The sequence below is a fragment of the Billgrantia saliphila genome (assembly GCF_002930105.1).
GTDB classification, from domain to species: domain Bacteria; phylum Pseudomonadota; class Gammaproteobacteria; order Pseudomonadales; family Halomonadaceae; genus Halomonas; species Halomonas saliphila.
This window is the reverse complement of the sequence record NZ_PJRN01000003.1, coordinates 299329-322268: the sequence shown is the minus strand read 5'-3', so window position 1 is coordinate 322268 and position 22940 is coordinate 299329. Positions and strand designations below refer to the sequence as shown.

18 protein-coding genes are annotated in these 22940 nt (G+C 66.8%); 10 read left to right on the top strand and 8 right to left on the bottom strand.

The window, feature by feature from the left end:
- Positions 1 to 84: 84 nt before the first annotated feature.
- The gene (locus CYJ07_RS05160) at positions 85 to 3390 is read right to left on the bottom strand and encodes an AAA family ATPase (protein WP_104202607.1); all 3306 of its coding nucleotides are present in this window, start codon (positions 3388 to 3390) and stop codon (positions 85 to 87) included.
- Positions 3387 to 4649: an exonuclease SbcCD subunit D gene (locus CYJ07_RS05155; protein WP_104202606.1), complete on the bottom strand. Its 1263-nt coding sequence runs from the start codon at positions 4647 to 4649 to the stop codon at positions 3387 to 3389. The genes CYJ07_RS05160 and CYJ07_RS05155 overlap by 4 nt, the downstream gene beginning before the upstream one ends.
- A gap of 81 nt (positions 4650 to 4730) precedes the next feature.
- On the opposite strand from CYJ07_RS05155, the gene nfi reads away from it, so the two are divergent.
- Together nfi and CYJ07_RS05145 are read left to right on the top strand one after the other, a co-directional pair.
- Positions 4731 to 5432 carry a deoxyribonuclease V gene (gene nfi, locus CYJ07_RS05150; protein ID WP_104202605.1) on the top strand — a complete coding sequence of 234 codons (702 nt, stop codon included), beginning with the start codon at positions 4731 to 4733 and terminating at the stop codon, positions 5430 to 5432.
- A gap of 66 nt (positions 5433 to 5498) precedes the next feature.
- Positions 5499 to 6071: a DUF1415 domain-containing protein gene (locus tag CYJ07_RS05145; RefSeq protein WP_104202604.1), complete on the top strand. Its 573-nt coding sequence runs from the start codon at positions 5499 to 5501 to the stop codon at positions 6069 to 6071.
- A gap of 28 nt (positions 6072 to 6099) precedes the next feature.
- Here CYJ07_RS05145 and CYJ07_RS05140 read toward each other — a convergent pair whose 3' ends face one another.
- Positions 6100 to 6990 (bottom strand): aldo/keto reductase, encoded by an 891-nt coding sequence (locus CYJ07_RS05140; protein WP_104202603.1) that lies wholly within the window; start codon positions 6988 to 6990, stop codon positions 6100 to 6102.
- Between the two features lie 139 nt (positions 6991 to 7129).
- On the opposite strand from CYJ07_RS05140, the gene CYJ07_RS05135 reads away from it, so the two are divergent.
- Positions 7130 to 7561 (top strand): OsmC family protein, encoded by a 432-nt coding sequence (locus CYJ07_RS05135; RefSeq protein WP_104202602.1) that lies wholly within the window; start codon positions 7130 to 7132, stop codon positions 7559 to 7561.
- A 58-nt stretch (positions 7562 to 7619) separates the two neighbouring features.
- Here CYJ07_RS05135 and CYJ07_RS05130 read toward each other — a convergent pair whose 3' ends face one another.
- Both CYJ07_RS05130 and CYJ07_RS05125 read right to left on the bottom strand, forming a co-directional pair.
- Positions 7620 to 8291 carry a gamma-glutamyl-gamma-aminobutyrate hydrolase family protein gene (locus CYJ07_RS05130; RefSeq protein WP_104202601.1) on the bottom strand — a complete coding sequence of 224 codons (672 nt, stop codon included), beginning with the start codon at positions 8289 to 8291 and terminating at the stop codon, positions 7620 to 7622.
- Entirely contained in the window at positions 8288 to 9307 is a 1020-nt protein-coding gene (locus CYJ07_RS05125; RefSeq protein ID WP_104202600.1) for an amidoligase family protein, read from the bottom strand. Before CYJ07_RS05125 ends, CYJ07_RS05130 begins: the two co-directional genes overlap by 4 nt.
- Before the next feature lie 129 nt (positions 9308 to 9436).
- On the opposite strand from CYJ07_RS05125, the gene CYJ07_RS05120 reads away from it, so the two are divergent.
- The 6 genes from CYJ07_RS05120 (at position 9437) to CYJ07_RS05095 (ending at position 17463) form a co-directional block, all read left to right on the top strand.
- Positions 9437 to 11839 (top strand): mechanosensitive ion channel family protein, encoded by a 2403-nt coding sequence (locus CYJ07_RS05120; protein WP_104202599.1) that lies wholly within the window; start codon positions 9437 to 9439, stop codon positions 11837 to 11839.
- 218 nt (positions 11840 to 12057) lie between these two features.
- Positions 12058 to 12837: a ThuA domain-containing protein gene (locus CYJ07_RS05115; RefSeq protein WP_104202598.1), complete on the top strand. Its 780-nt coding sequence runs from the start codon at positions 12058 to 12060 to the stop codon at positions 12835 to 12837.
- A complete protein-coding gene (locus CYJ07_RS05110; RefSeq protein WP_104202597.1) occupies positions 12834 to 13910 on the top strand; it encodes a Gfo/Idh/MocA family protein in 1077 nt (358 codons plus the stop codon). The genes CYJ07_RS05115 and CYJ07_RS05110 overlap by 4 nt, the downstream gene beginning before the upstream one ends.
- 104 nt (positions 13911 to 14014) lie before the next feature.
- On the top strand, positions 14015 to 14998 hold the full coding sequence (locus CYJ07_RS05105; protein WP_231489537.1) for a LacI family DNA-binding transcriptional regulator: 984 nt from the start codon (positions 14015 to 14017) through the stop codon (positions 14996 to 14998).
- A 124-nt stretch (positions 14999 to 15122) separates the two neighbouring features.
- The gene (locus CYJ07_RS05100; protein WP_104202595.1) at positions 15123 to 16598 is read left to right on the top strand and encodes a hypothetical protein; all 1476 of its coding nucleotides are present in this window, start codon (positions 15123 to 15125) and stop codon (positions 16596 to 16598) included.
- 166 nt (positions 16599 to 16764) lie between these two features.
- Positions 16765 to 17463 (top strand): CBS domain-containing protein, encoded by a 699-nt coding sequence (locus CYJ07_RS05095; protein WP_104202594.1) that lies wholly within the window; start codon positions 16765 to 16767, stop codon positions 17461 to 17463.
- 57 nt (positions 17464 to 17520) lie between these two features.
- Here the strand turns inward: CYJ07_RS05095 and CYJ07_RS05090 are convergent, their stop codons facing one another.
- Positions 17521 to 18645 (bottom strand): aminotransferase class V-fold PLP-dependent enzyme, encoded by a 1125-nt coding sequence (locus CYJ07_RS05090; RefSeq protein ID WP_104202593.1) that lies wholly within the window; start codon positions 18643 to 18645, stop codon positions 17521 to 17523.
- A 160-nt stretch (positions 18646 to 18805) separates the two neighbouring features.
- The gene (locus CYJ07_RS05085; RefSeq protein WP_104202592.1) at positions 18806 to 19408 is read right to left on the bottom strand and encodes a class I SAM-dependent methyltransferase; all 603 of its coding nucleotides are present in this window, start codon (positions 19406 to 19408) and stop codon (positions 18806 to 18808) included.
- Between the two features lie 226 nt (positions 19409 to 19634).
- Between CYJ07_RS05085 and thiO the strand changes: the two genes are divergently transcribed.
- Entirely contained in the window at positions 19635 to 20768 is a 1134-nt protein-coding gene (gene thiO, locus CYJ07_RS05080; RefSeq protein WP_104202591.1) for a glycine oxidase ThiO, read from the top strand.
- On the opposite strand, the gene pta is transcribed toward thiO, so the two are convergent.
- Positions 20765 to 22939, bottom strand: coding sequence for a phosphate acetyltransferase (gene pta, locus CYJ07_RS05075; RefSeq protein WP_104202590.1), 2175 nt, complete (start codon positions 22937 to 22939; stop codon positions 20765 to 20767). The genes thiO and pta overlap by 4 nt on opposite strands.
- Between the last annotated feature and the right edge of the window lies 1 nt (position 22940).

Here is a 22940-nt window from a genome sequence, read left to right as displayed (position 1 = left end):
AGACCCTCACGTTTGGAATGCTGCCCTGTAGAAGATGGCGCACGGGATGGGCCGGCGCAATGGGCCATGAAGGGCGACGAGACGTCAAAGGCTGACCAACCTCGTCCGGCTCGTGCCGTTGCCCAGCGGTTCCACCTGAATCTGTACCGGGATGCGTTCATGCATCTCCTGCACGTGGGAGATCACGCCGACGCGGCGGCCCAGCGCCTGCAGGCCGTCGAGCGCTTCCATGGCGAGTGCCAGCGACTGCGGGTCGAGGCTGCCGAATCCTTCGTCGATGAACAGCGACTCGATGGTGAGCTCGCCCGAGGCCATGGAGGCGAGCCCCAGGGCCAGCGCCAGCGAGACGAGGAAGGTCTCGCCGCCCGAGAGCGAATGCACCGAGCGGCGCTCGTCGCCCATGTCGTGATCCACTACGAGCAGGCCGAGCTCGCTGCCGCCGCGGGCAAGACGATAGCGCCGGCTGAGATTGCCCAGGTGGGCGTTGGCATGCTCCAGCAACTGCTCCAGGTTGTAGGCTTGGGCGATGCGGCGAAACGCCTTGCCGTCGGCGGAGCCGATCAGCTCGCCGATACGCCCCCAGCGCACCAGCTCGGCACGGGCTGCTTCCAGCTCGGCCTGGCCTTCCTGCTGGCGTGCACGCCGGCGATCGTCGTCGCGAAGGGTGTGGACGGCATCGTCGCGCACCTGCTGGGCTTCCGCCAGCCTGGGTTCGAGGGCCTGCCGCTCGGCGTCAAGCGCTTCACGGCGTCCGGCGATCTCCGCCTCGACGACTTCGCTCAGGAGCGCGTCGTCACTTCCGGCGCCTTCGGTCAACGCCTGCTCGCGGCGATGCTCGACCAGAGCATGGCGCCGCTCGGCAAGGCTCGCCTCACAGCGCTGGCGGGCTTCGTCGGCCTCGGCCAGTTCGCGCTCCTGGCGGCGGGCTTCTTCCTCGGGCTCGGCCAGCAGCCGGGCCAGGGTGGCATCGTCGAGCTGCGGATGCGCCTCGCGCCACTCGTGCAACGCCTTGTCCAGCGAGGCGCGCTCCTTGGTCAGCGCTTCAATGCGTTCCGCCTCGTGGCGCTCCTGCTGGTTCAGGCGCGCCTGCTCGCGCTCGGCGCCATGGCAGCGCTCGATGGCCTGGTCGCGCTGTCGGCGGGCGGTCTCCTGGCGCGCCTCCAGCGCCTGCTGCCAGGCATCGACCGTGGCATGCCCGCCGAGCAGGGTCTTGAGCGTGTCGGCCAGTTCGTCGCGCTGCCGGCGCAGGGAAGGGAGCCGCTCGTCCAGCTTGGCCAGTTCCGCCTCGAGGGTGGCTCGCCTGGCATCGAGCTGGGCGAGGCCGAGCTCGCCCTGACGCAGGGCTTCCTCCAGCGGTGCCAGCTCGGCTTCGGCGCGGGCCAGTGCCTGCAGGGCTTGCTCGCCCTGTTCCCGCTCGGCGTCGCTCTGCTGGCGCTGGTGCATCAACCAGGCATCGCGTTCGGCGGCGTCGATGGCGGTGAACTCGGTATATAGCGCATGCTCGGCCAGGGCATGCCGCGCCTGGGCCAGGCGCGCAGCGGCCGCCTGACCTTCCTGACGACAACGGACGATCGCCGCCAGCACGGTACGGTACTCGCCTTCGAGATCGTCGCGCTCCCGCTGGGCCTGCTCCCAGGCTTGCCGGGCCTCGGCCAACTGCTCCTCTTCCTGCCGCTGCTGGGCGGCCAACTGGGTCGCCTCGGGCGTTTCTGGCGGCCGGTGGCGCCAAGGGTGATCGAGCCCGCCGCACACCGGGCAGGGCTCGCCCTCCTGCAACCCTTCGCGCAGCTTCGCCACGCTCTCGCTGCGGGCGGCGCGGCTGCGTTCGATGAAGTTGTGCAGGGTGCGATAGTGACGCTCCCGCTCGTCGAGCCGCTTCCGGGCGGCCTTGCCCTGGGCGGTTAGCTCGGCCTGGCGCGCTTCGTCTTCAACCAGCCGATTGGCCAGCTGCCGCTGGGCCTGTTCGGCGCGGCAGGCCTCCTGCCAGGCACTGGCCAGTTCGCCCAGGGCCAGGCTCCGACGGGCGGCCCGGTCATGGACCTGCTGGGTCGCCTGGCGCGCGGTGTCGAGCCGTTCGTGGCTGCCCATCAGCTGGCACAGGGTGGCTTGCCACTGTTCGCGCCGCTGCCTGTGCTCGCGTTGGCTGGCGTCGGCTTCTCGGCGCTGCTCGGCCAGTCGCGCTTCCTGTTGGCGGCAGTCGTGTCGCTGCGCCTCGAGCTCGGCGAGCTGACGCTCCAGGGTGGCGAGTGCCTGGGCGTGCTCGCGCGCCTGGCGCAAAGCGGGTTCGGCCTGCTGACGGGCACGGGTGGCCTGGTCCAACTGCCGTGCGGCCTCATCGCGCGCGCTCTTGGCGCCTCGCTGAGTAGCCCCGGCGGCATCCAGTGCCTTTCTCGTCTCGGCGTGGGTCGCGTCCAGCGCGGCTAGCTCGTCGGGCAGCGCGGCCTGGCGCAGCAAGTGGTGGCGCTGGGGGGCCAGCACGCGGCGGCATTCGCGATCGGCCCGTGCGCCGGCGAGCGCGTGCCAGTGGGCTTCGGCATCGCTTAGCTGTCGCCGGCCCTCGTCGTGGGCCTGGCGCAGCCGCTCGTCAATAGCATGCCACTGCCGGCGGGCCTCGAGATGCTTGGCCTGTTGCTGAAGGTCGGTCAGCTCGCGTTCGGCGGCGTCGGCACTGCGCTCCAGTGCGGCGCGTGACTCGGGCTCGGCCGGAAGGTCGTCGGCTAGCCTGGTTTCAAGCGCGTCGACACGCTTCCTGGCTTCGCTGGCGCGTCGGTAGGCGGCGATGGAGATACGCGAGTACTCGGCGGTGCCGGTCAGGCGTTCCAGCAGGTCGCTGCGCTCGTTGTCGTCGGCCTTGAGGAAGGCGGCGAACTCACTCTGGGCCAGCAGCACGGCGCGGGTGAACTGGTCGAAGGTGAGCCCCAGGCGCTCCGGCAGCAGGCGGTCGAATTCGCGTTTTTGGGCGGTGAGCAGGCGGTCGTCATCGAGGTCGCGCAGCGATTGCTCCACGGCCTGCAGGCGCCCAGCGGCTTTCTCCCTGGCGCGGCGTACGGACCAGCGGGCCTGGTAGCGGCGGCCGTCGCGGCCCAGGAAGTCGACCTCGGCATGGCCGCTGGCGGTGCCGCGGCGCAGCAGGGTCCGCGGGTCGGCGGTGCTCACCGTCTCGCCCTCCACGTCGGGCAGGTGTGCATCGCGCACCGGCGCCTGGCGCAGCCGTGGCGTGTTGCCGAACAGCGCCAGGCACAGGGCGTCGAGCAGGGTGCTCTTGCCGGCGCCGGTGGGGCCGGTGATGGCGAAGAGGCCCGCATCGCGCAGGGGTGGGGCGCTGAAGTCGAGCTCCAGCGGGCCGGGCAAGGAAGCCAGGTTCTCCAGGCGCAGGGCGAGAATCTTCATGCGCCTTCCTCCTCGGGCCGGTCGAGTACCTCCTGCAGCAGCCGGTCGAAGTCGGTCATCACGTCGTCGGCGGGCGGCTCGCCCCAGCGGGCCTCCCAGGTGAGGGCGAACAGCTTTCTCGGGCCCAGCTGCTCCAGGTCGATACGCTCCGGTGCGCTCTCGCCGTCGACCCGGGGCAGGCGGCGCTCCAGACGCAGCAGGCGCAGAGCGTGGCCCTCGAACGCTGCTTCTACCCGGGCGCGCAGGTCGGGCACCGGGGCGCTGAGCGAGACGCGTACCTCGAGCCAGGGCCAGCGCTCCCTGGGCAGGCTGGGGTCGGCTTCCAATGCTTCCAGCTCGGCCAGGACCGTATCGAGATCGCCCGGGCCGATGCGATGCATGGCCACCGGGCGCGGCACGGGGATCGCCTCCACGCCGGCGAGAGCTTCGCCCTCCAGCACCGCTTCGACGACCTGGTGGGGGTAGGCGACCTCGCTGAAATCCAGCGGCAAGGGGCTCCCGCTGTAGCGGATGCGCGTTTCGCCCACCTGCTGGGCGCGATGCAGGTGTCCCAGTGCCACATAGGCGATATCGGTGGGGAAGAGTCCGGCGGAGATCGACTCCTCGCCGCCGATGACAATGGGGCGTTCGCTGGCTTCGGAGACGGTGGCGCCGCGCAGGTGGGCGTGGCTCATGGCCACCAGCGCCTGGCCGGGCTCTCGCCGTGCGCGGGCGGCCTCGATCAGCCGTTCATGTACGCGGGTGATGCCGGCCACGTAGTCGTTGCGATCGTTGTCCTCGTCGTCGTCGGGGCGGACACGACCGACACCGGTCACCTCGGCGGGGCGCAGGAAGGGCAGTGCCAGGCACCAGGCGCGGGTTTCGCCGCGGGCGTCGGTGAGCGGCACCAGCAGGCGCTCGGCGTCGAGGTTGCCGTCTTCGAGCCAGCTCACCCGGCCCAGGGCATGGGTGCGCAGGCGGCGCATCAGCGGGGCGGGTAGCTCGATGCGGTTGCCGCTGTCGTGGTTGCCGGCGATCAACACGACGTCCAACGCCGGCAGGCGCTCGTGGGCGGTGACGATGAAGTCGTAGAGCAGTTCCTGGGCGCGCAGCGAGGGGTTGACCACATCGAAGACGTCGCCGGCCACCAATAGCGCGTCGGCCTCGCGGGCGACGAGAGTCTCGAGCAACCAAGCGAGGAAGGCCTTGTGCTCGGCATGGCGCTCCTGGCCGTGGAAGGTCTGGCCAAGGTGCCAGTCGGCGGTGTGAATGAGCTTCATCGTACCCCTTGCGGCTATGGTGTCCGTCTACCCTGAGGCGATAGTCTACGCGAAGCCCGAGGATGAGACAGGAGGTCAGGGATGCCCATCGAGACGCTGCACGACTGGAACCTCAACCCGGAACAGGCCATCGCCCTGCAGAAGCGAATGGCGACGCGGATTGAGCGCGAAGACCGGCTCGAGCCGGTGAGCCACATCGCCGGAGTCGATATCGGCTTCGAAGAGGAAGGGACCATCACCCGGGCGGCGGTAGTGATACTGGCCTGGCCCGGCGATCCACAGGTGGGGCTCGAGCTGGTGGAGCACGTCGTACATCGCGAGCCGACCCGCATGCCCTACATTCCCGGGCTACTCTCCTTTCGCGAGATTCCGGCGGCACTGGCGGCCTTCGACAAACTCACGACGCGGCCCGAGCTGGTAATGGTCGACGGCCAGGGCATTGCCCACCCGCGACGTCTCGGTGTGGCCTCGCACCTGGGGCTATGGCTCGACCTTCCCACTATCGGCGTGGCCAAGTCCCGGCTGTGCGGCGTGCACGACGAGGTGCCCGAGGCTCGCGGCGAGTGGACGCCGCTGCGTCACCGCGGCGAAGTGATCGGTGTGGTGATGCGCACGCGGGTCGGCGTCAAGCCGGTGTTCGTCTCGCTGGGCCATCGCATCAGCCTCGAGACGTCGCTCGATTGGGTGGGACGCTGCCTGGGACGCACCAAGCTCCCCGAGCCGACTCGATTGGCGGATCGTCTGGCCTCACGCCGAGGGGCGATGCCGCGTCCGGCGGATTGAGCCAAAGGCTTTGCAATTCCTGTCGTCGCGCTGGACCATGACGGCTTTCGATCGCGAGTCCTTGCCATGTCCGATATCCCGACGCCCGCCTGTGCCGCCACCCGTGCCTGGGTCGAGCGCTTCGTCGTCGCGCGCAACGTCTGCCCTTTCGCCCGTCGCGAGCTGGTGAACGACACCGTTCGCTTCGTCGAAGTGGTAGCGCAGCGCTGGGAGCCCGCCCTGGAGGCGCTTGTCGACGAATGCCGCCGGCTCGACGCCACGCCCGCCATCGAGACCACTCTGATCGTGCTGCACCCGGGGCTAGAAGCCTTCGACGACTACCTCGACTTTCTCGCGGTGGCCGAAGCGCTGCTGGTCGAGCAGGGCTACGAGGGAACCTACCAGCTGGCCAGCTTCCACCCCGACTACGGCTTCGAGGGCACCGAAGAGAACGATCCCGCCAATTTCACCAATCGTTCGCCCTGGCCGATGCTGCATCTGCTGCGTGAGGCCGGGATCGAGCGGGCGCTGGTGCACTATCCCAATCCGGAAGCGATTCCCGAGCGCAACATCGAGGCGATGCGCCGGCTCGGCACCGAGCGGCTGGCCGCCGAACTGGCGAGCCTGCGCGAGCAGAGCGGACAGGCGAACCCCGGCTGAAACGTCGGCGAATGCAGCGCCTCTCCGCCTAGACGATATCGAGGGGCACCTTACGGTTCGGTGTCGGAAAGGCCTCGTCGAGCCGGGCCAGGGCGTCGCCGTCGAGCCTGACCTCGAGCGCCCCGGCGTTCTGCTCGACATGGGTCGGCTGTACCGCCTTGGGAATGGCAATGACGTCTCTCCGGCCCTCGACAGGTCGGATGGCCCAGGCCAGCAGCAGCTGGGCAGGCGTGATGCCGAGTTCGTCCGCCAGCTCCCGCACCGCCGGATGGTCGAACAGGTCCCGGCGCAACTGTCCGGCCTGGGCCAGCGGGCAGTAGGCCATCACCGGCATGGCCAGGCGGCGCATCATCGGGCGCAGGGCATACTCGATACCCCGCGAGCCCAGGTGGTAGAGCACCTGGTTCACCGCGCAAGCGTCGCCTCCGGGCAGTGCAGCCAGCGCTTCGAGGTCGTCGACATCGAAATTGGATACCCCGTAGCGGCGGATCTTGCCCTGCTCACGCAGGCGCTCGAAGGCTTCGAGCGTTTCCTCAAGCGGGACGTTGCCCGGCCAATGGAGAAGGTAGAGGTCGAGATGGTCGGTGCCGAGCCGATTCAGGCTGCGTTCGCAGGCTTCAATGGCGCTGTCGCGGCCGGCGTTCCACGGATAGACTTTGGAGACGAGGAAGGCCCGGTCGCGGCGACCCGCAAGCGCCTCGCCGACCACCTCCTCGGCGCCACCGTCAGCATACATCTCGGCGGTATCGATCAGCGTCAGGCCCAGCTCCAGGCCATGCTGCAGGGCTTGTACCTCATCGCGCCGGGGGGCGAGGCCCTCGCCCATGTACCAGGTACCTTGACCGACGGCCGGCAGTTCGACGGCGGGCTCGTAGGCGGTGGCAGGCAGGGTCACGCGGGGCGAAGTTGTCGAAGCCATGGGATGCCTTTTTTGGAAAATATTTTCACAATTATGCAAATCAAGGATGGCGAAGACAAGTCGATGCGCTATGGTGAGGAGTGGCGACGGCACCGTGTGTCGTCGCATTGGTCCGTTTCCATCATCGCGAGGAGTCGACATGAGCATCAAGAAGAGCGGTAGCGCTGTCTGGCAGGGTAGCCTGAAAGAAGGGAACGGTCAGGTCTCGACCGAGAGCGGGGCGCTCGATGACGTGCCCTATAGCTTCGGCAAGCGCTTCGAGGGCCAGCCGGGCTCCAACCCGGAGGAACTGATCGGGGCGGCCCATGCCAGCTGCTATTCCATGGCGCTATCGATGATCATGGGCGAGGCCGGCATGACCCCCGAGCGCATCGAGACTCAGGCCACCGTCACGCTCGACCAGGACGACGGTGGGTTCACCATCACCGCCGTGCATTTGAAGACGCGCGTGCGCAGCCCCGGGGCGGACGCGTCCGCGTTCCAGGGGGCCGCTGACAAGGCCAAGGAGGGATGCCCTGTCTCCAAGCTGTTCAAGGCCGAGATCACCCTCGACGCTTCGCTGGACAACTGATCGGCGCTACTCGCAGCCGACGTGATCGACGGCCACCCCAGCGGTGGCCGTCATACGTTCATGCCATGCCACGGCGAGCCGCATCGACCAGGGCGTGAACCAGACGCTGCTGGGGACGGTTGAAGATCAACCACTCCGGGTGCCATTGCACGCCGATCAAGAAGTCGTGCTGGCGCGACTCGATGCCCTGCACCAGTCCGTCGCGATCGCGGGCGACGATCGCAATATCGCGACCCGCTTCCTGTACGGCCTGATGATGCAGGCTGTTGATGCGACACCAGCTCACCTTGAGGATACGGTGGAGCTGGCTATCGGGGACGATATCCACCGTCTTGCGGGGCAGGACGGTGCGGCGTCGCTTGAGTCCCTCGTGGGTGGTGTAGATATCGGGGTCGAGCGTGCCGCCCAGGTGCACGTTGAGCAACTGGGCACCACGGCAGATGCCCAGTACCGGCTTGCCTTGAGGAATGAAACGCTCCATGAGTTCGAGTTCCAGCTCGTCGCGCTGGGGATCGAGGCGTACGTCGAGCTGCACCTCGCCGCCGTAGAGGTGGGCCTGGATGTCGTCGCCGCCACCGATGATCAAGCCGTCCAGAGCCTCGGGCAGGGGACGTGAGGGCGACAGGCGAAGAGGACGTCCTCCGTGTCGCCATACGGCGAACCAGTCGAACCACCAGGCAATGCGACTCTTGTAATCCGACGTGGTGATACCGATCACGGGACGTGTCATGAGTGCGGGCGGACCTCCTTGATCCAGTCGCGTAGCCTACCGACCATACGGGCCAGGGGCGAACGGGTATGGTGGTTGACATAACGGGCGGCGCGCTCGCGCAGCTCCTTGCGGTCGGCGGCCAGCCGCTCCACGGCCACCCAGCGATTCCACTCCACCACGGCTCCCCAGCCTCGTTGGGATAGCTGGGCATTGGGCAGGCGATAGTGAAAGGTCGGCCGGGGCTTGATCAGGTTGTCGCTAAACAGCGGGTCCGGGTAATCCGGGCGCAGATGGGCGAACAGCGGATAGAAATCGAGCTCCCGGTTCCGGGTGGGATTGAACTCGAGGTAGTCGGCGATCAGGCCATCCAGGTCCGGCGCATAGTCGGGGTCGAGCACCTTGAGCGCGTAGTGCTTGGGGAAAGGATTGGCGTGGGGCAACACCTCGCGGGTGATGTCGATATCGATCTCCCGGCGCAGCCAGGGGGCGAGCAGCAGGTAGGCACGAAACTGCGCCAGCAGATACTCGATATCGAGACGCGCGGCTTCGGGATTGAGATGCAGGCCGAAGCCATAGAGCAGGCTGGCATCGGTACCCTTGGCGCCGTGAGCGTAGAGGGCGGCGAACAGGGCGTCGAGTTCTCCCAGCTCGTCCCAGGGCACCGGAGGGCTGACAATCTCCGTCGGCACCAGGCCGGTCACCACGTCGCCGATCAGCTCACGTGTCTTGTTGTGGAACTCCAGGCGCATCTGGTGGCGCTGTCGTTCCCACTCGGTATCGTGTCGCGGGGGTATTCCCTGGAGCCTGGCATCGGGATGCGCATATTGGGTATCCAGCTCGATGGTGAAATCCCCCCAGCGCGTGCCCGCCACGCGATAGCGATGAGGGCTGATCGGCTGGAGTTCGCCACCGAACAGGTCGCAAACCAGCTCGCCGGTCTGCTGCGGTGGCAGGCCGGCGAATTCGATTTCGACGCCGACCCGGCGTGTCCTACCCTGGACATTCAGCGGCTCGGGTGGTGATTGAGGCAGCATGAAGGCATCCTGTGCGACTCGAGAGTCTGATCGCCAGCCTAGCACAGTGCGGCGGAGGTCCGGCAGGAACCCGGCGCCGTTCGACCGCTGTCACGGGTGCATGACGAATGGAACAGGAGCTATGTTGCGATGCTAGGAGGCGCTTTCCTCGCCGGTCTTCCTATTTTCGCCTGCGTGCGCATTTTCGCCAGCGTGGGCCTCGCCGTTTGTCGTGCGCCCCTCGGCGCCGTGGCGCGGAGATTCGCTTGGCTGGCGGTGGTGACGTTGCTGGTGCAGGCGGGAGCCCTGCAGGCGCAGGGACTGCCGCTCGGAGCGTTGGGCCAGGAGGAACCGGCACGAGAGGCGAATGATGCCGAATCCTTCCAGCAATCCCTCGACGAGGTGATTGCCACGCTCGAAGACGACGAACGGCGCGATGCCCTGCTCGACGAGTTGCGCGACATCCAGGCGGTACAAACGGGGAACGACGACGCTGGCGACGGTGTGCAGCGCCAGGGACTGCTTGGCGCGCTGGCGGATACCTTCACCGAGTTGGGAGAACAGGCTGAGGCGGGGGAGTCGCCGCTCGACAATTGGCAGCGCCAGCTGGAGCATGGCTGGGACGATCTCAGCGACCTGGTGGTCGAGACAGGCCCGGGGCAACTGCTTCGCTTCACCATAGAAAGTGCTGTGCTGTTGACGATTTGGGCCGTGCTGCTGGTGACGCTGATCGCTCTGGGTAGGTTGCTGTTCGTGCGTCGCGGCCTGCCGCTCGATCTACCGCGCGAACCGCGCGCCTGGCTGCTGGCGCTACACTTCCTGCGGCGCATGTTGCCGTGGGCCCTGGCGTTCGCCATGGTCATGGGAGTGGTGCAATTGCTGCCGCCGAGCCCCGGCCGCACTTTGGCATTGATCTTCGCCTACCTGGCCTTGTGCGGGCGCACGCTATCGGTCGTCGTGGAATGCGTTGTCTCGGTCTTCACTCGCGGACATCGTTTCACGGCGGTACAGATCCTGCAGCAGCGTGGGTTGCGCAAGCTCTTCGTGATCGGCGCCCTGATCGCCTTGGGCGATGCGCTGCACTCCGACCGGCTCACCGTCATCGTGGGCGTAGAACTGGCGGCGCTGGGCTCGGTACTGGCCAATATACTGGCGGCACTGCTCAGCATACGCTTCATCGTCAAGTTCAAGCGTCCCATCAAGCACATGATCCGCAACCGCCCCTGGCCGATGCGGCGTGATGGCGGCAGCAGCGTGGAGCTGGCCCGCATTGTCGGCGAGCTATGGCATGTGCCGGCGCTACTGATGGTGATCGGGTCGCTGCTGGCGATCTTCCTTACCGTGGGGGATGTCGGTACGGCCCTGGCGCGCTCGATCATCTCGGCCGCGCTGCTGGTGCTGGCGCTGGTGATCACCGGGCTGATCCAGCGTCACAATGAGCGGCGCACCCAGCGGCGCCGGGTCAGCGAGTACCGTCGTCGCCTGGAGCGCTTCGGCTATGCGCTCTCGCACATGGTGGCCTGGATCGTCTTCGCCGAGCTGTCGCTGCAGATATGGGGCGGCTCGCTGTTCGGCCTGGGCCGGGAGGGCGTGGCCGGGATACGCATCGGCCAGGCACTGCTGGCGCTGGGGTTCACGGTACTGGCCGCCTGGCTGGCGTGGATTTTTGCCGATACCGCCATCCAGCGCGCCCTAATGTCCTCGGCCCGCTCGCGCGGGCGCCGTGTGAACCAAGCTCGCGCCCAGACCATCACCCCGATGATCCGCAACGTGATCTTCGCCACCATCGTGATCATTGCCGCCATCGTCGGGCTGGCCAACCTGGGAGTGAACGTCACGCCGCTGCTGGCCGGTGCAGGGGTCATCGGCCTGGCCGTGGGGTTCGGCGCCCAGACCCTGGTCCAGGACCTGATCACCGGCATCTTCATCCTCGTCGAGGATTCGCTGGCGGTGGACGACTTCGTGCAGATCAACGGTCACATGGGTACCGTCGAGAGCCTTACCCTTCGCACCGTGCGCCTGCGCGATCTGGACGGCATCCTGCATATCATCACCTTCAGCGCCATCCAGTCGATCCACAACATGTCGCGCCACTTCGGCATTGCGCTGATGCGCATCCGCATTCCTCATGCCATGAAGATCGACGATGCGATCACCCTGATGCAGGAGACCGCCCAGGAGCTGCGCCAGGACCCGGTGATGCGCCACCACATCTGGTCACCGCTGGAGATGCAGGGCATCGACCGCTTCGACGAGGGTGCCGCCGTGCTGCGCATGCGCTTTCGCACCGCGCCGGTGATGCAGTGGGACGTGGCGCGTGCCTTCAACCTGCTGCTCAAGCAGCGCATGGAAGCCCAGGACATCGATCTCGGCGTACCGCGGCTCAGTATCAGCATGGAGGGGCAGCCCGGCGACCCCCTGCAGGAGACCGCCGAGTCGATGGAGGGCCACTCCCAGCGGCGTGACGCCAAGGGCCGTGCGCCGGGCGAGGTGGGCGTCGCCGATCCGCACGGCGACATCGGCCCGCGGCGCGGCGCGCCGGATTCCTCCTGACCAGCTTGCAACGCTGGCGGGCGGCAGTCGCGTCTACTGTGGCTGGTGGCAGAGGTATCAGCATCGCCCTTACCCGCGATTAAAAACCCCGACCGATTAGACCAAGGATTGAGTAAGTAAGCGTTTACGAGGATGACGTAAACGTTTACTTTTGTGCCATTCGCGTTACGACGCGTACCTTCCAACGCCGCAAGGCAAACGAAAAAAGGAGCTGCACGATGACGATACGGGTCACCGTCTGGGGCGAGAACGTGCACGAGCGTACCAACGCCGTGGTGGCGCGCCTCTATCCGGATGGCATGCACAACTGCATTGCCGAGGCTCTCAACGAGGACGAGGAGCTCGAGGCTCGCTCGGTTACCCTGCAGGAGCCGGAGCACGGCCTGACCGAGGAGCTTCTCGATCGTACTGACGTCCTCGTGTGGTGGGGGCATGCCGCGCATGGCAAGGTGCGCGACGAGATCGTCGACCGGGTCCAGGCTCGGGTGCTGCAGGGTATGGGGCTGTTGGTACTGCACTCCGCTCATTACTCTAAGATCTTCAAGCGCCTGATGGGCACTACCTGCTCGCTCAAGTGGCGCGAGGCGGGAGAGCGCGAGCGACTGTGGGTCGTCAACCCCGGCCATCCCATCGTGCAGGGGCTCGGTGAATACATCGAGCTGCCGCATACCGAGATGTATGGCGAGCCCTTCGCGGTACCCAACCCCGACGAGGTGATCTTCATCAGTGCCTTCGAGGGCGGTGAGGTATTCCGTTCCGGGCTTGTGTACCGACGTGGCAACGGCAAGATCTTCTATTTCCGCCCGGGGCACGAGACCTACCCGATCTACCACAATGCCCAGGTGCGCCAGGTGTTGCGCAACGCCGCCAAGTGGGCGCGCCCCGAGGGCTCGCGCTGGATCGACCGTTGTCCCAACGTGCCGCCCGATCAGGCTCCCGATCCCGTGGAAGTCAAGGGTGAAAGTCTCCATAAACCCGGTGAGGAGGGGTTCAGGTGATTCGACTGGCGATCATCGGTGCCGGCAAGATGGCCAGCGGCCACGCCCGGCACTTCCAGGCGCTCGATGATGTCGAGGTCGTGGCGGTGTGCGACGTGGATGGCGACAGGGCGCGCGCCTTCGCGGAGTGCCACGGCATTGCTTCGGCCTATGGCGACTTGTCCGCGATGCTCGCTCGCGAGGACATCCAGGCGGTGAGCAACGCCACGCCCGATGGCGAGCACAAGGCGACCACCCTCGCCGCGATTGCCGCCGGCAAGCATGTGCTCTGCGAGAAGCCGCTGGCCACCAACGAGACGGATGCACGCGAGATGGAGGTGGCGGCGCGTCGGGCCGGCGTGATCAACATGGTCAACCTGAGCTACCGCGACGCTCCGGCGATACAGCATGCCCGGACCTTGATTGCGGCCGGCGCCATTGGCCGGGTGCTGCACGTTGACGCCAGCTATCGCCAGAGCTGGCTGGTGAGCCATGCCTGGGGGCGCTGGGACCAGGACAGCAAGTGGCTGTGGCGGCTTTCGCAGAAGCATGGCAGCAAGGGCGTGCTGGGCGACGTGGGGGTGCACATCGTCGACTTCGCGAGTTTCCCGGTTGGGGACATCGTTTCCGTCAACTGCCAACTGAAGTGCTTCGACAAGGCGCCCGACAACCGTATCGGCGATTACGACCTGGACGTCAACGATACCGCGCTGATGCGGGTCGAATTCGAGGGGGGCGCCTTGGGCACGCTCCAGGCGACGCGCTGGGCGACCGGTCATCACAACTCACTGTGTCTCAGCGTGCATGGCGATCGCGGTGCCCTGCGGGTGGAGCTCGACGAGGCCAGGGACAGGGTTCGGGTCTGCCTCGGCGATGACGTGCATCCCGCCCGCTGGGTCTCGGTGGAGGCGCCGGATACGCCCAGCATCTACCGTCGCTTCATCGACGGCATCCGGACCGGGCGCAACGATCAGCCCGACTTTGCCCGCGGTGTCGCGCTGCAGCGGGTGCTGGATGCCTGCTTCGTTTCCGATGCACAGGACCGCAGCCTGCGTCTTGTCGGGGATGGCATCGAGGAGCCGGTGCCGGCCTGAGCGGGCGGGGCTCGCCCGCCCCCCTGTCGCGCTGAACGCCGGTTTTCGGCACAATCGCTGGCCAGACAGGGGAGGGCGCAGCTCTTCCGACAATGAGACAGGACATGACCAGAGCAGCGCCCAAGACGGCGACCATACGGGAGATTGCCAGGCGTGCGGAGGTGTCCATTGCCTCCGTCAGCCGGGCACTCAACGGCAAGCCGGGCATCAGCGAGGCCCTGCGCGAACATATCCTGGCGATCAGCCGCGAGATTCACTATCGCCCCAGCGCGGCTGCCCGCCAGCTTATCAGCGGCAAGGCCGCGGTGGTCGGCATCTCACTGGGCCGCCAGGATATCGATCTGCGTCCCTACTATATTCTGCTCTACCAACACCTGACCCTGGCGCTCCACCGCCAGGGCACGGTGCCCATTTTCTTTGCCCACGACCAGACGACGACACTGCCCGAGCGCGCCGGCGCCGCCATTCTGCTGGGGGAGTTTCCCGACGATACGCGTCCGGCGCTGCTGCGCGAGCGGCAGGTGCCTTTCGTGCGCGTGGGCGAGCCCGGCGACGGCTTCTCGGTGGCGCCGGACGATCGTCACGGACTCTATCTGGCCACCCGTCATTTGATCGCCGGCGGCCGTCGGCGGATCGTGTTCATGGGTGACGAACTGGAACAGCCCCTGGGCCAGCGACGCCTGGAGGGGTATCGGCACGCCTTGGCCGAGGCCGGCCTGGCGCCTCAGGCAATCAGCGTACCTCACTGCCACGATGCCGCCCTCACGGCGTATCGCCACCTGAGCCGACGGCTGGCCGGCCTGGCGGGAGGCGTCATGCCGGATTTCGATGCACTGGTATGCGAAACCGATGAATTGGCCCTGGGCTGCCTGGCCTCGCTGGAGGATTACGGTATCGATGTCCCGGGCCAGGTGGCGGTCACCGGATTCGACGACCTGCCGACACTGGCGGCGCGACTGACGACGGTACGGCAGGATATCGCCGCGCTCGCCAACGAGAGCGTCAATTTGCTCGGTGACGCCGTGGCCGGAAAGCCGCCGCGTCACGTCTCCCTGCCCGTTGAGCTGGTCGTGCGGCAGACCGGCTGAACGCTCGGCGGCAAGCGTTATACGCGATCTCCTCGCCTGTTGCGGCGTGGCCGGGGGCCGGCTTAGGCAGTACCATCGATAGAAGGCATGAGCCAGCAGACCATGGAACAGGAGCGGCGACGACGTGATCACCGTCGAGCGCAAGGACAGCTTTCATCTCAAGATCTCTCGCGTCATGCAGGAGGAGACGTCGCATCGGCTGGAGCTCTTCCTGTTCGTGCCCGGCGAGCTCGGGCTCAACGATCACGTCATCTCCGAGAGCGAATTCTACTACAGCGCCATCCACGTCAAGCGCACCTACTACAGCGACAAGCATCATCTGCCGCTGGTGCTCAGCCGCCTGGCGAGTCGTGGCCGGCTGAGCAGCGGGCAGTACCGGCTGAGCCTGAGTCTCTACGCCTACCAGTACGTGGTGGCGCTCGATCGCGCCACTCAGACCCTGCTCGACACCGCCCGCGAGTTGCAGCGGGCCGGGCGGCGCGCCGATGAAAGGAGCCGACCGGACGACACACCCGCCGATGCTGAAGAGGGCGAGGCGCAGGCGAATGACCTGCATGTGCGACTCGAGGAACTGTGCGAGCTGGCCCAGGGGATTCTGCGTCGTCTGCGGCGCAACCGGCCGGGGGACGACAGCCTGCACAAGTACTACGCCAACATCGACAATTACCTGTCGTGGTTTACTGAACAACGCCTGTTGGCGCTGGTGGCGCACTTGCCACGGGGACGCGACTATCGGGCCATTCGCGAGCGTCTGCTGGCGATTTGCCAGGACGAGAGCGAGCACCGCGAGCGGGAGGAGTACAACGCCCAGCGGGTGTTGCACGATCCGACCCGCATGTCGAACAAGATGCGTCTGTTGCGTCGGCTCATCGAGTACCCCGTGACGCTGAAACAGACTACCCAGGAGCTGGGTGGGGGCGAACAGAAGGCGGTCAAGGGGCTGGCCACCGGGTTGGTAATGATCTTCGTCTCGCTGGGCCTGTTGGAAGCCCGCGATGCGCTGGGCAACATCACCGCGCTATTCGTGCTGACCATGGCGCTGCTCTATGCCATGCGCGAGGTGTTCAAGGACGACCTGCGCAACACTCTGTGGCGCTGGCTGCGCAAGGGGCGACCGAAATGGCGCCGGCAATACTTCGATGCCACCAGCAACGCCCTGGTGGGGCGTCAGCTCGAGTGGTTCGACTACAAGCGCTTCGGCAGGCTCGACGAACAAATCAAGCGGGTGCGCAAGCGCAACGTGGCTCAGCGCGAGGAAGTGGTGCTGCACTACCGCTCGAGCTCGCGCATGTCGCCCACGCGTTTTCTTAGCGGCTACGAGAAAACCCGCGAAACCCTGTCACTCGACCTGACGCCGCTGACCCGACTGATGGACAAGGGCAGCCACCAGATATATCGGCTCAAGGATGGCCAGGTAGCACGTGAGTCGGTCGAAAAACGCCACTTGCTCAACCTGGTGATCCGTGAACAGGGTGGAATTAGCGAGCCGCTCGTGATGCGCTGGAAAATCGTGATGAGCCGCTCGCGCATCGTCGACGTGGTCAAGGTGCACGAGGAAGGGGGCGATACCGAGGCCGAGCGGGAGGAAGCCCAGGACTGACTCGACATGACCTTGTCGGGCTTATGTTGCGGTAGATCCAACCCAGGGAAAGCGCTCTGCTAACGTTGGAATGGTGAGCGTGTTTGTGAGCCCTCCCAAGTCGGTCTAGCTTTCTAGTAGATGACCGTCGTTTCCCTTTTCTGAGATACCACTCGGAGATGCCACGATGCTAGCTGCCGATGTCATGACCCCTCAGGTCATCACCGTCTCGCCCGAGACGGAAGTTCAGGAAATCGCACGCCTTCTGCTCGAGCACAACATCAGCGCAGTACCCGTGGTGGACGATGCCCAGCGCGTACTCGGCATCGTCAGCGAAGGGGACCTCATGCGCCGTGTCGAGAGCGACGAGGGGCGGCGCAAATCTTGGTGGCTGCGAATATTCGCCGGCGGCGATAGCGCCAACGAATACGTCAAGTCACACGCCCGCCGCGCGCGCGAGATCATGACGCCAGATCCCATCACCATCGAGGAAGACGAGCCGCTCCATCGCGTGGCCAGGCTGCTCGAGAAGGAGCACATCAAGCGGGTGCCGGTGGTGCGCGACGGCAAGCTGGTGGGCATCGTCAGCCGTGCCAACCTGCTGCGCGGCTTCTCCGCCACGGCGCCGGATACCGCGACGCCGGTGAGCGTCGACGACCGCGAGATCCGCGACGCCATCCTTCAGGAGGTGGACGAGAACACCGGTGTGTGGGTCGATCGTATCAACGTGATCGTCACCGATGGAGCGGTACAGCTCTGGGGCTTGGTGGAGAGCCAGGAGGAGAAAATGGCCGTGCAGGTGGCGGCCGAGAACACCCCGGGGGTGAAATCGGTGGAGAATAACCTGGGCATGATGCCACGTGGCGTGAGTGGCTACTGGACCTGATCTGAACTGACCGGTACGAACGGGGCGGCCGGAGGGCCGCCCACGACTGGCTTGGGATCAGGCGATACGCTCGAGCGCGGCATCCAGGGTGGCCAGGCTGCGCTCGCGATGGTGCAGCTTGTCCAGCCCGAACAAACCGATCCGGAAAGCCTGGAAGGACTCCCCTTCGTCGCACATCAGCGGTACTCCCGCGGCGACCTGAATGCCGGCCTCGGCGAACTTGGCCACAACGCCTGGATCGCGGCTGTAGCAGACCACCACGCCGGGGGCCTCGAAGCCTGGCGCCGCCACGCTGCGGTAGCCGTAGCGGGCAAGCAGTTCCCGCACCCCTTCGCCCAGGGCGAGCTGCTCGCCACGCACCCGGTCGAAACCGTACTCGGCGGTCTCCTGCATGATATCGCGTAGCCGGGCCAGGCCATCGGTGGGCATGGTGGCGTGGTAAGCGTGGCCACCGCTCTCGTAGGTTTCCATGATCGCGAGCCACTTGCGCAAGTCGCAGGCGAAGCTGGTGCTGACGGTGTGCTCGATGCGCTCCCGGGCCCGCTCGGAGAGCATCACCATGCCGCAGCAGGGCAGGCCGCTCCAGCCCTTCTGCGGAGCGCTGACCAGCACGTCGACGCCGGTTTCGCGCATGTCGACCCACAGCGTGCCGGAGGCGATGCAATCGAGTATGAACAGGCCGTCGACCTCGTGAACGGCCGATGCCACCCGCTTGAGATACTCGTCGGGCAGCAGGATGCCGGCGGAAGTCTCGACATGGGGAGCGAAGACGACGGCAGGGCGCTCCTCGCGGATGGTGCGCTCGACCTCTTCGATGGGAGCGGGGGCGAAGGGGGACTCGGCATCGTTCGGATCCAGGCGGCTTGCCTTGAGCACGATGGTGGATTCGGCGATGGCGCCCATCTCGAGGATCTGCGACCAGCGGTAGCTGAACTGACCGTTGCGCACGATGAGACAGTGCTGGTTGGTGGCGAACTGGCGCGCCACGGCCTCCATGCCGAAGGTGCCGCTGCCGGGCACGATCACCGCGCTGTGGGCGCCATAGACCTGCTTGAGGGTCGCCGAGACATCGCGCATCACGCCCTGGAAACGGCGGGACATATGGTTGAGCGAGCGGTCGGTATAGACCACCGAGTACTCGAGCAGGCCATCGGGATCGACATCGGGCAGCAGGCCGGGCATTGGGTTCTCCGTTGGGTTCGTGACTATCGAACCCACGAGGATATGCCGTTTCCCGGCCATGGGCCAGCGCGAGCGTGGCCAACGGCCAGGCAAGGCGAGCAGGCTGGCGATGCGAGAGCCGGCGGCGTTGCCGGCTCGTCAGGGATTCCCTTGGGGCAGTTCACTTGTGGCAGTAGTAGAGACGTGCCGGCGGTACGTTGATCGGTTCGAAATCGTTCTCCACCCGGGAGAAGGTCTGGCGCAGATCGGACGAGACCCGGGGCGAGAACTGGTAGATCAGCATGGCGCCTCCCGGCCCCAGCGCTTCCCGGCTGGCCGAGAGGATACGTTCGCGACATTCGGCGGGCATGGTACTGAAGGGAAGCCCGGCCAGCACATAGTCGGCGGGCGGCAAGCCCAGTTGGTCCAGTTGTTCCTGGATGTCCTCGGCCGACCCCGCGATGACCTTCAGCCTCGGGTCGTGCAGCGAACGGTTGAGGAATTCGACGAAATCGTCGTTGGTCTCGATCACCACCAGCGTGGCGTCGGGGTGCAGGCGGTTCAGAATCTCCCGAGTGATGGTGCCGACTCCGGGGCCGTACTCGACGACCACGCGGGCACGCGCCCAGTCCACCCGCTCCAGCAGGCGCCGGACCAGGAACGGGGAGCTGGGTATGATCGAACCCAGCATGCGGGGGTGCTTGAAGAAATTGCGCGCAAACAGCGTGAGCTGAGCACGTCGCTCGGGGCCAGCTTGGGCCAAGGGCCGCTCTTGAACCGCCATGGGCACTCCTCCTGAATTCCTGCGAAACATGCCTCCACTCTAGGCCAGCCAGCGCCAGCGTGAAAGAACGGCGTTCGTTATCTTCGTCATATGGGAGCCGGGCGGCTGGCGCGTTTCCGATCCCGCCACTGCAGCATGTGACCGTCCCGAGCCCTGAACTCGGCGCGGCGATTGGGTACCATGCGGGTACGCCCGTCCGCGCGGGTACGACCCGAGGAAGCCCTTCGTGAACGATTTTCTGATCATCGGTGGCGGCGTCATCGGCATGCTGACGGCCTGCCAGCTGGCCGAGGCCGGCCATACCGTCACCCTGGTGGAGCGAGGCCGCTGCGGCCGGGAGGCCTCCTGGGCCGGCGGCGGCATCGTCTCGCCGCTCTATCCCTGGCGTTACAGCGATCCGGTCTCGACGCTGGCGCACCGCGCCGAGAGGGAGTATGCCGAACTGGCCGAGCGGCTGCGCGAAAGTACCGGCATCGACATCGAGTACCGCCAGAAAGGCCTGCTCTACCTGCGGGTGGACGATGCCGAGCGCGCCTTCGACTGGGCGCGCCGTCAGGACCGCCCGCTCGAGGCGGTCGACGCGGCGTTCGTCTACGCCAAGGAGCCGTGGCTGCGCGAGGGCCTTGCCGGCGGGCTATGGATGCCGACCTTGGGCAGTGTTCGCAACCCGAGGCTGTGCCGGGCGCTGCGCGCTCGGCTTCAGACGTTGGCCAACGTCAACCTGAGGGAGGAGACGGCAGTCGAACGGCTTGTCGTCGAGCGTGGCCGTGCGCAGGGCGTGATGACCGCACGGGGGCGTATCGACGCCGAACAGGTGGTGCTGTGCGGTGGCGCCTGGAGCGGGGTCTTGCTGGCGGAGCTCGACATGGCCCTGCCGGTGCGTCCGGTGAAGGGGCAGATGATGCTGTTCGCCACGCCGAGCATGCCCGGCGGTCGGCAGCTGCTTGAGCGGGTGGTGCTGGCCGACGGCCGCTATTTGATTCCGCGCTCGGATGGTCGCGTGCTGGTCGGCTCGACCCTGGAGCAGACCGACTTCGACAAGTGCACCACCGCGGAAGCCCGCGACTCGCTGTGGCGCAGCGCAGTGGCCATGCTGCCGGCCCTGGCCGAGTGCGAGGTCGAGCATCATTGGGCCGGGCTGCGGCCCGCGGCGCCGGACGGCATCCCCTTCATCGGCGCCGTGCCCGGCATCGAGGGGCTGCACGTCAATGCCGGGCACTACCGCAACGGCCTGGTGCTGGCGCCGGCGTCTACCCGGCTGCTGGTCGACCTGCTGCTGGCGCGCGAACCGGCCATCGATCCTGCACCCTACCGCCCCGAGCGCCTGGCCAGGGCGATCGTCCAGGTGCAGGAGGCTTAATTGCGCTGGGCGGCCTGGATGGCCGTGAGCGCGATGGTATAGACGATGTCGTCCACCAGGGCGCCACGCGAGAGGTCGTTGACCGGTTTGTTGAGGCCCTGCAGCATCGGCCCCACGCTGACCACCCTGGCGCTTCTCTGCACCGCCTTGTAGGTGGTGTTGCCGGTGTTGAGATCGGGGAATACGAACACCGTGGCGTTGCCGGCCACCGGCGAGTCGGGCGCCTTCTGACGGCCGACGCTCTCGATTGCGGCGGCGTCGTACTGCAGCGGACCGTCGATCAGCAGGTCGGGGGCCTGCTCGCGAGCCAGTCGCGTGGCCTGGCGAACCTTGTCGACGTCAGCGCCGCTGCCCGACTCTCCGGTGGAATAGCTGATCATCGCCACCCGCGGCTCGATGCCGAAGGCCTGAGCGGAGCGTGCGCTCTGAATGGCGATCTCGGCCAGCGCCTCTGCGTCGGGGTCCGGATTCACCGCGCAGTCGCCGTAAACCACCACCTGTTCGGGCAGCAGCATGAAGAAGATCGACGACACCTGGCGGTAGCCGGGGGCGGTCTTGATCAGTTGGAAGGCCGGACGCACCGTGTTGGCCGTGGTGTGCACTGCCCCCGAGACCAGACCGTCGACTTCGTCGAGTTGCAGCATCATGGTGCCCAGCACCACGTTGTCCTGCAGCTGGTCTTCTGCCGTCAGCTCGTTCACCTTGCCCCGGCGACGCTCCACCATGGGCGCCACGTAGCGGTGGCGGATTCGCTCGGGATCGAGAATCTCGAGCCCCTCCGGCAGTTCGATGCCGCGGTTGCGCGCCACTTCCTCGACCTCTTCGCGACGGGCCAGCAGCACGCAGTTGGCGATGCCGCGGCGCTGGCAGATCGCTGCGGCTTCCACGGTGCGTGGCTCGTTGCCTTCCGGCAGGATGATGCGCCGGTTGGCGCGCTGCGCCAGCTTGACCAGCTCGTGACGGAACGCCGACGGCGACAGGCGCGGCGTGAACCCGCGGCTCAGGTGATCCTTGAGCCATTGCAGGTCGATATGTCCGGCCACGAAGCGGGTCACCTGCTCGGCGCGCTCCAGGTCGTCCATGGGAATGTCGTTGCCCATCCGGCCGAGGTTCTTGGCGGTGGTGAAACTGTCTGTGTCCACCGCCAGCACCGGCATGCCGGTCTTCAGCGCCGGCCGGCACATCTCGACCATGTTGTCGTTGGGCATGAAGCCGTTGGTCAGTAGCACGCCGGCCATGGGTACCCCATTCATGGTCGCCAGTGCCGATGCCAGCACGATGTCGTCGCGATCGCCCGAGGTCACGATCAGGCTGCCGGGGCGGAACACGTGCAGCGCGTTGGCGGCGCTGCGTGCGCACAGGCTGGTGGAGAGTACCCGGCGGGTGGCGGCGTCGCCTTCGTTGAGCATGCGCGCGTTCAGCGCCCGCGCCACGTCGATCACGCGTGGGGCGATCAGTGCGGGGTTGTAGGGCACCACGCCGATCAGGTGGAAGCGGTCGGTGGCGAGTGCCGGCGAATAGCGGCGCAGCTCGGCGAGAAAGGCGTCGTCGAGTCGGGTGGGGGTACCGCCGGGCACCAGCGTCGGCTCCTCGGCGCCAGGCAGATTCTGCATGCGCATCAGGATGCAGCCCAGGGTGCGTGTGGAACCCACGCCACCGAAGGCGCGCGCGTGCATGTCGAGCTGCTCGGCCAGGGCCTCGGGACTGGCGGCGTCGCCGCTGCCGACCAGGATTATCCGCGCATTGAGTGCGTGGGCCAGTTGGGTGTTGAGCTGGGTGGCGTAGGTGCCATGGGCGGTGGGCACCAGGCCCTCGACCACCATCAGGTCGGGCGCCGAGCCATCGTCGTCCCCCAGCGCCATGTCGTGCAACTCGATCACCTGCTCCATCAGCACGTCGAGGCGATCCTGGCGCAGCAGGCGTTCCATATCGGCCTGGGCAATAGGGGCCGGCGGACGCAGGCCGAGGGTGCTGCCGACCAGGGCGGTAGAACGGTCGGGGCCGGGGCCGTTGAGTTCATCCTGGCGGAACGGCTTGAAGAAGCCGGCTTTCAGGCCGATGGTGTCCAGTGCCTGCATCAGCCCGAGGCTGGCGGACGTCAGGCCGACCCCGACGCCAGTGGGCACCATGAGCAGGATCTGGGGTTGCGGTCGTACGTGGCGTGGCGTCATG

Coding starts and splice junctions, on each gene's coding strand:
- CYJ07_RS05140 (WP_104202603.1), bottom strand. CDS start 6,990: ATGGCTTCGACAACTTCGCCCCGCGTGACCCTGCCTGCCACCGCCTAC.
- CYJ07_RS05145 (WP_104202604.1), top strand. CDS start 5,499: ATGTCCGATATCCCGACGCCCGCCTGTGCCGCCACCCGTGCCTGGGTC.
- CYJ07_RS05095 (WP_104202594.1), top strand. CDS start 16,765: ATGCTAGCTGCCGATGTCATGACCCCTCAGGTCATCACCGTCTCGCCC.
- CYJ07_RS05090 (WP_104202593.1), bottom strand. CDS start 18,645: ATGCCCGGCCTGCTGCCCGATGTCGATCCCGATGGCCTGCTCGAGTAC.
- CYJ07_RS05120 (WP_104202599.1), top strand. CDS start 9,437: ATGCTAGGAGGCGCTTTCCTCGCCGGTCTTCCTATTTTCGCCTGCGTG.
- CYJ07_RS05130 (WP_104202601.1), bottom strand. CDS start 8,291: ATGACACGTCCCGTGATCGGTATCACCACGTCGGATTACAAGAGTCGC.
- CYJ07_RS05085 (WP_104202592.1), bottom strand. CDS start 19,408: ATGGCGGTTCAAGAGCGGCCCTTGGCCCAAGCTGGCCCCGAGCGACGT.
- CYJ07_RS05125 (WP_104202600.1), bottom strand. CDS start 9,307: ATGCTGCCTCAATCACCACCCGAGCCGCTGAATGTCCAGGGTAGGACA.
- CYJ07_RS05135 (WP_104202602.1), top strand. CDS start 7,130: ATGAGCATCAAGAAGAGCGGTAGCGCTGTCTGGCAGGGTAGCCTGAAA.
- nfi (WP_104202605.1), top strand. CDS start 4,731: ATGCCCATCGAGACGCTGCACGACTGGAACCTCAACCCGGAACAGGCC.
- CYJ07_RS05160 (WP_104202607.1), bottom strand. CDS start 3,390: ATGAAGATTCTCGCCCTGCGCCTGGAGAACCTGGCTTCCTTGCCCGGC.
- CYJ07_RS05115 (WP_104202598.1), top strand. CDS start 12,058: ATGACGATACGGGTCACCGTCTGGGGCGAGAACGTGCACGAGCGTACC.
- CYJ07_RS05105 (WP_231489537.1), top strand. CDS start 14,015: ATGACCAGAGCAGCGCCCAAGACGGCGACCATACGGGAGATTGCCAGG.
- CYJ07_RS05155 (WP_104202606.1), bottom strand. CDS start 4,649: ATGAAGCTCATTCACACCGCCGACTGGCACCTTGGCCAGACCTTCCAC.
- pta (WP_104202590.1), bottom strand. CDS start 22,939: ATGACGCCACGCCACGTACGACCGCAACCCCAGATCCTGCTCATGGTG.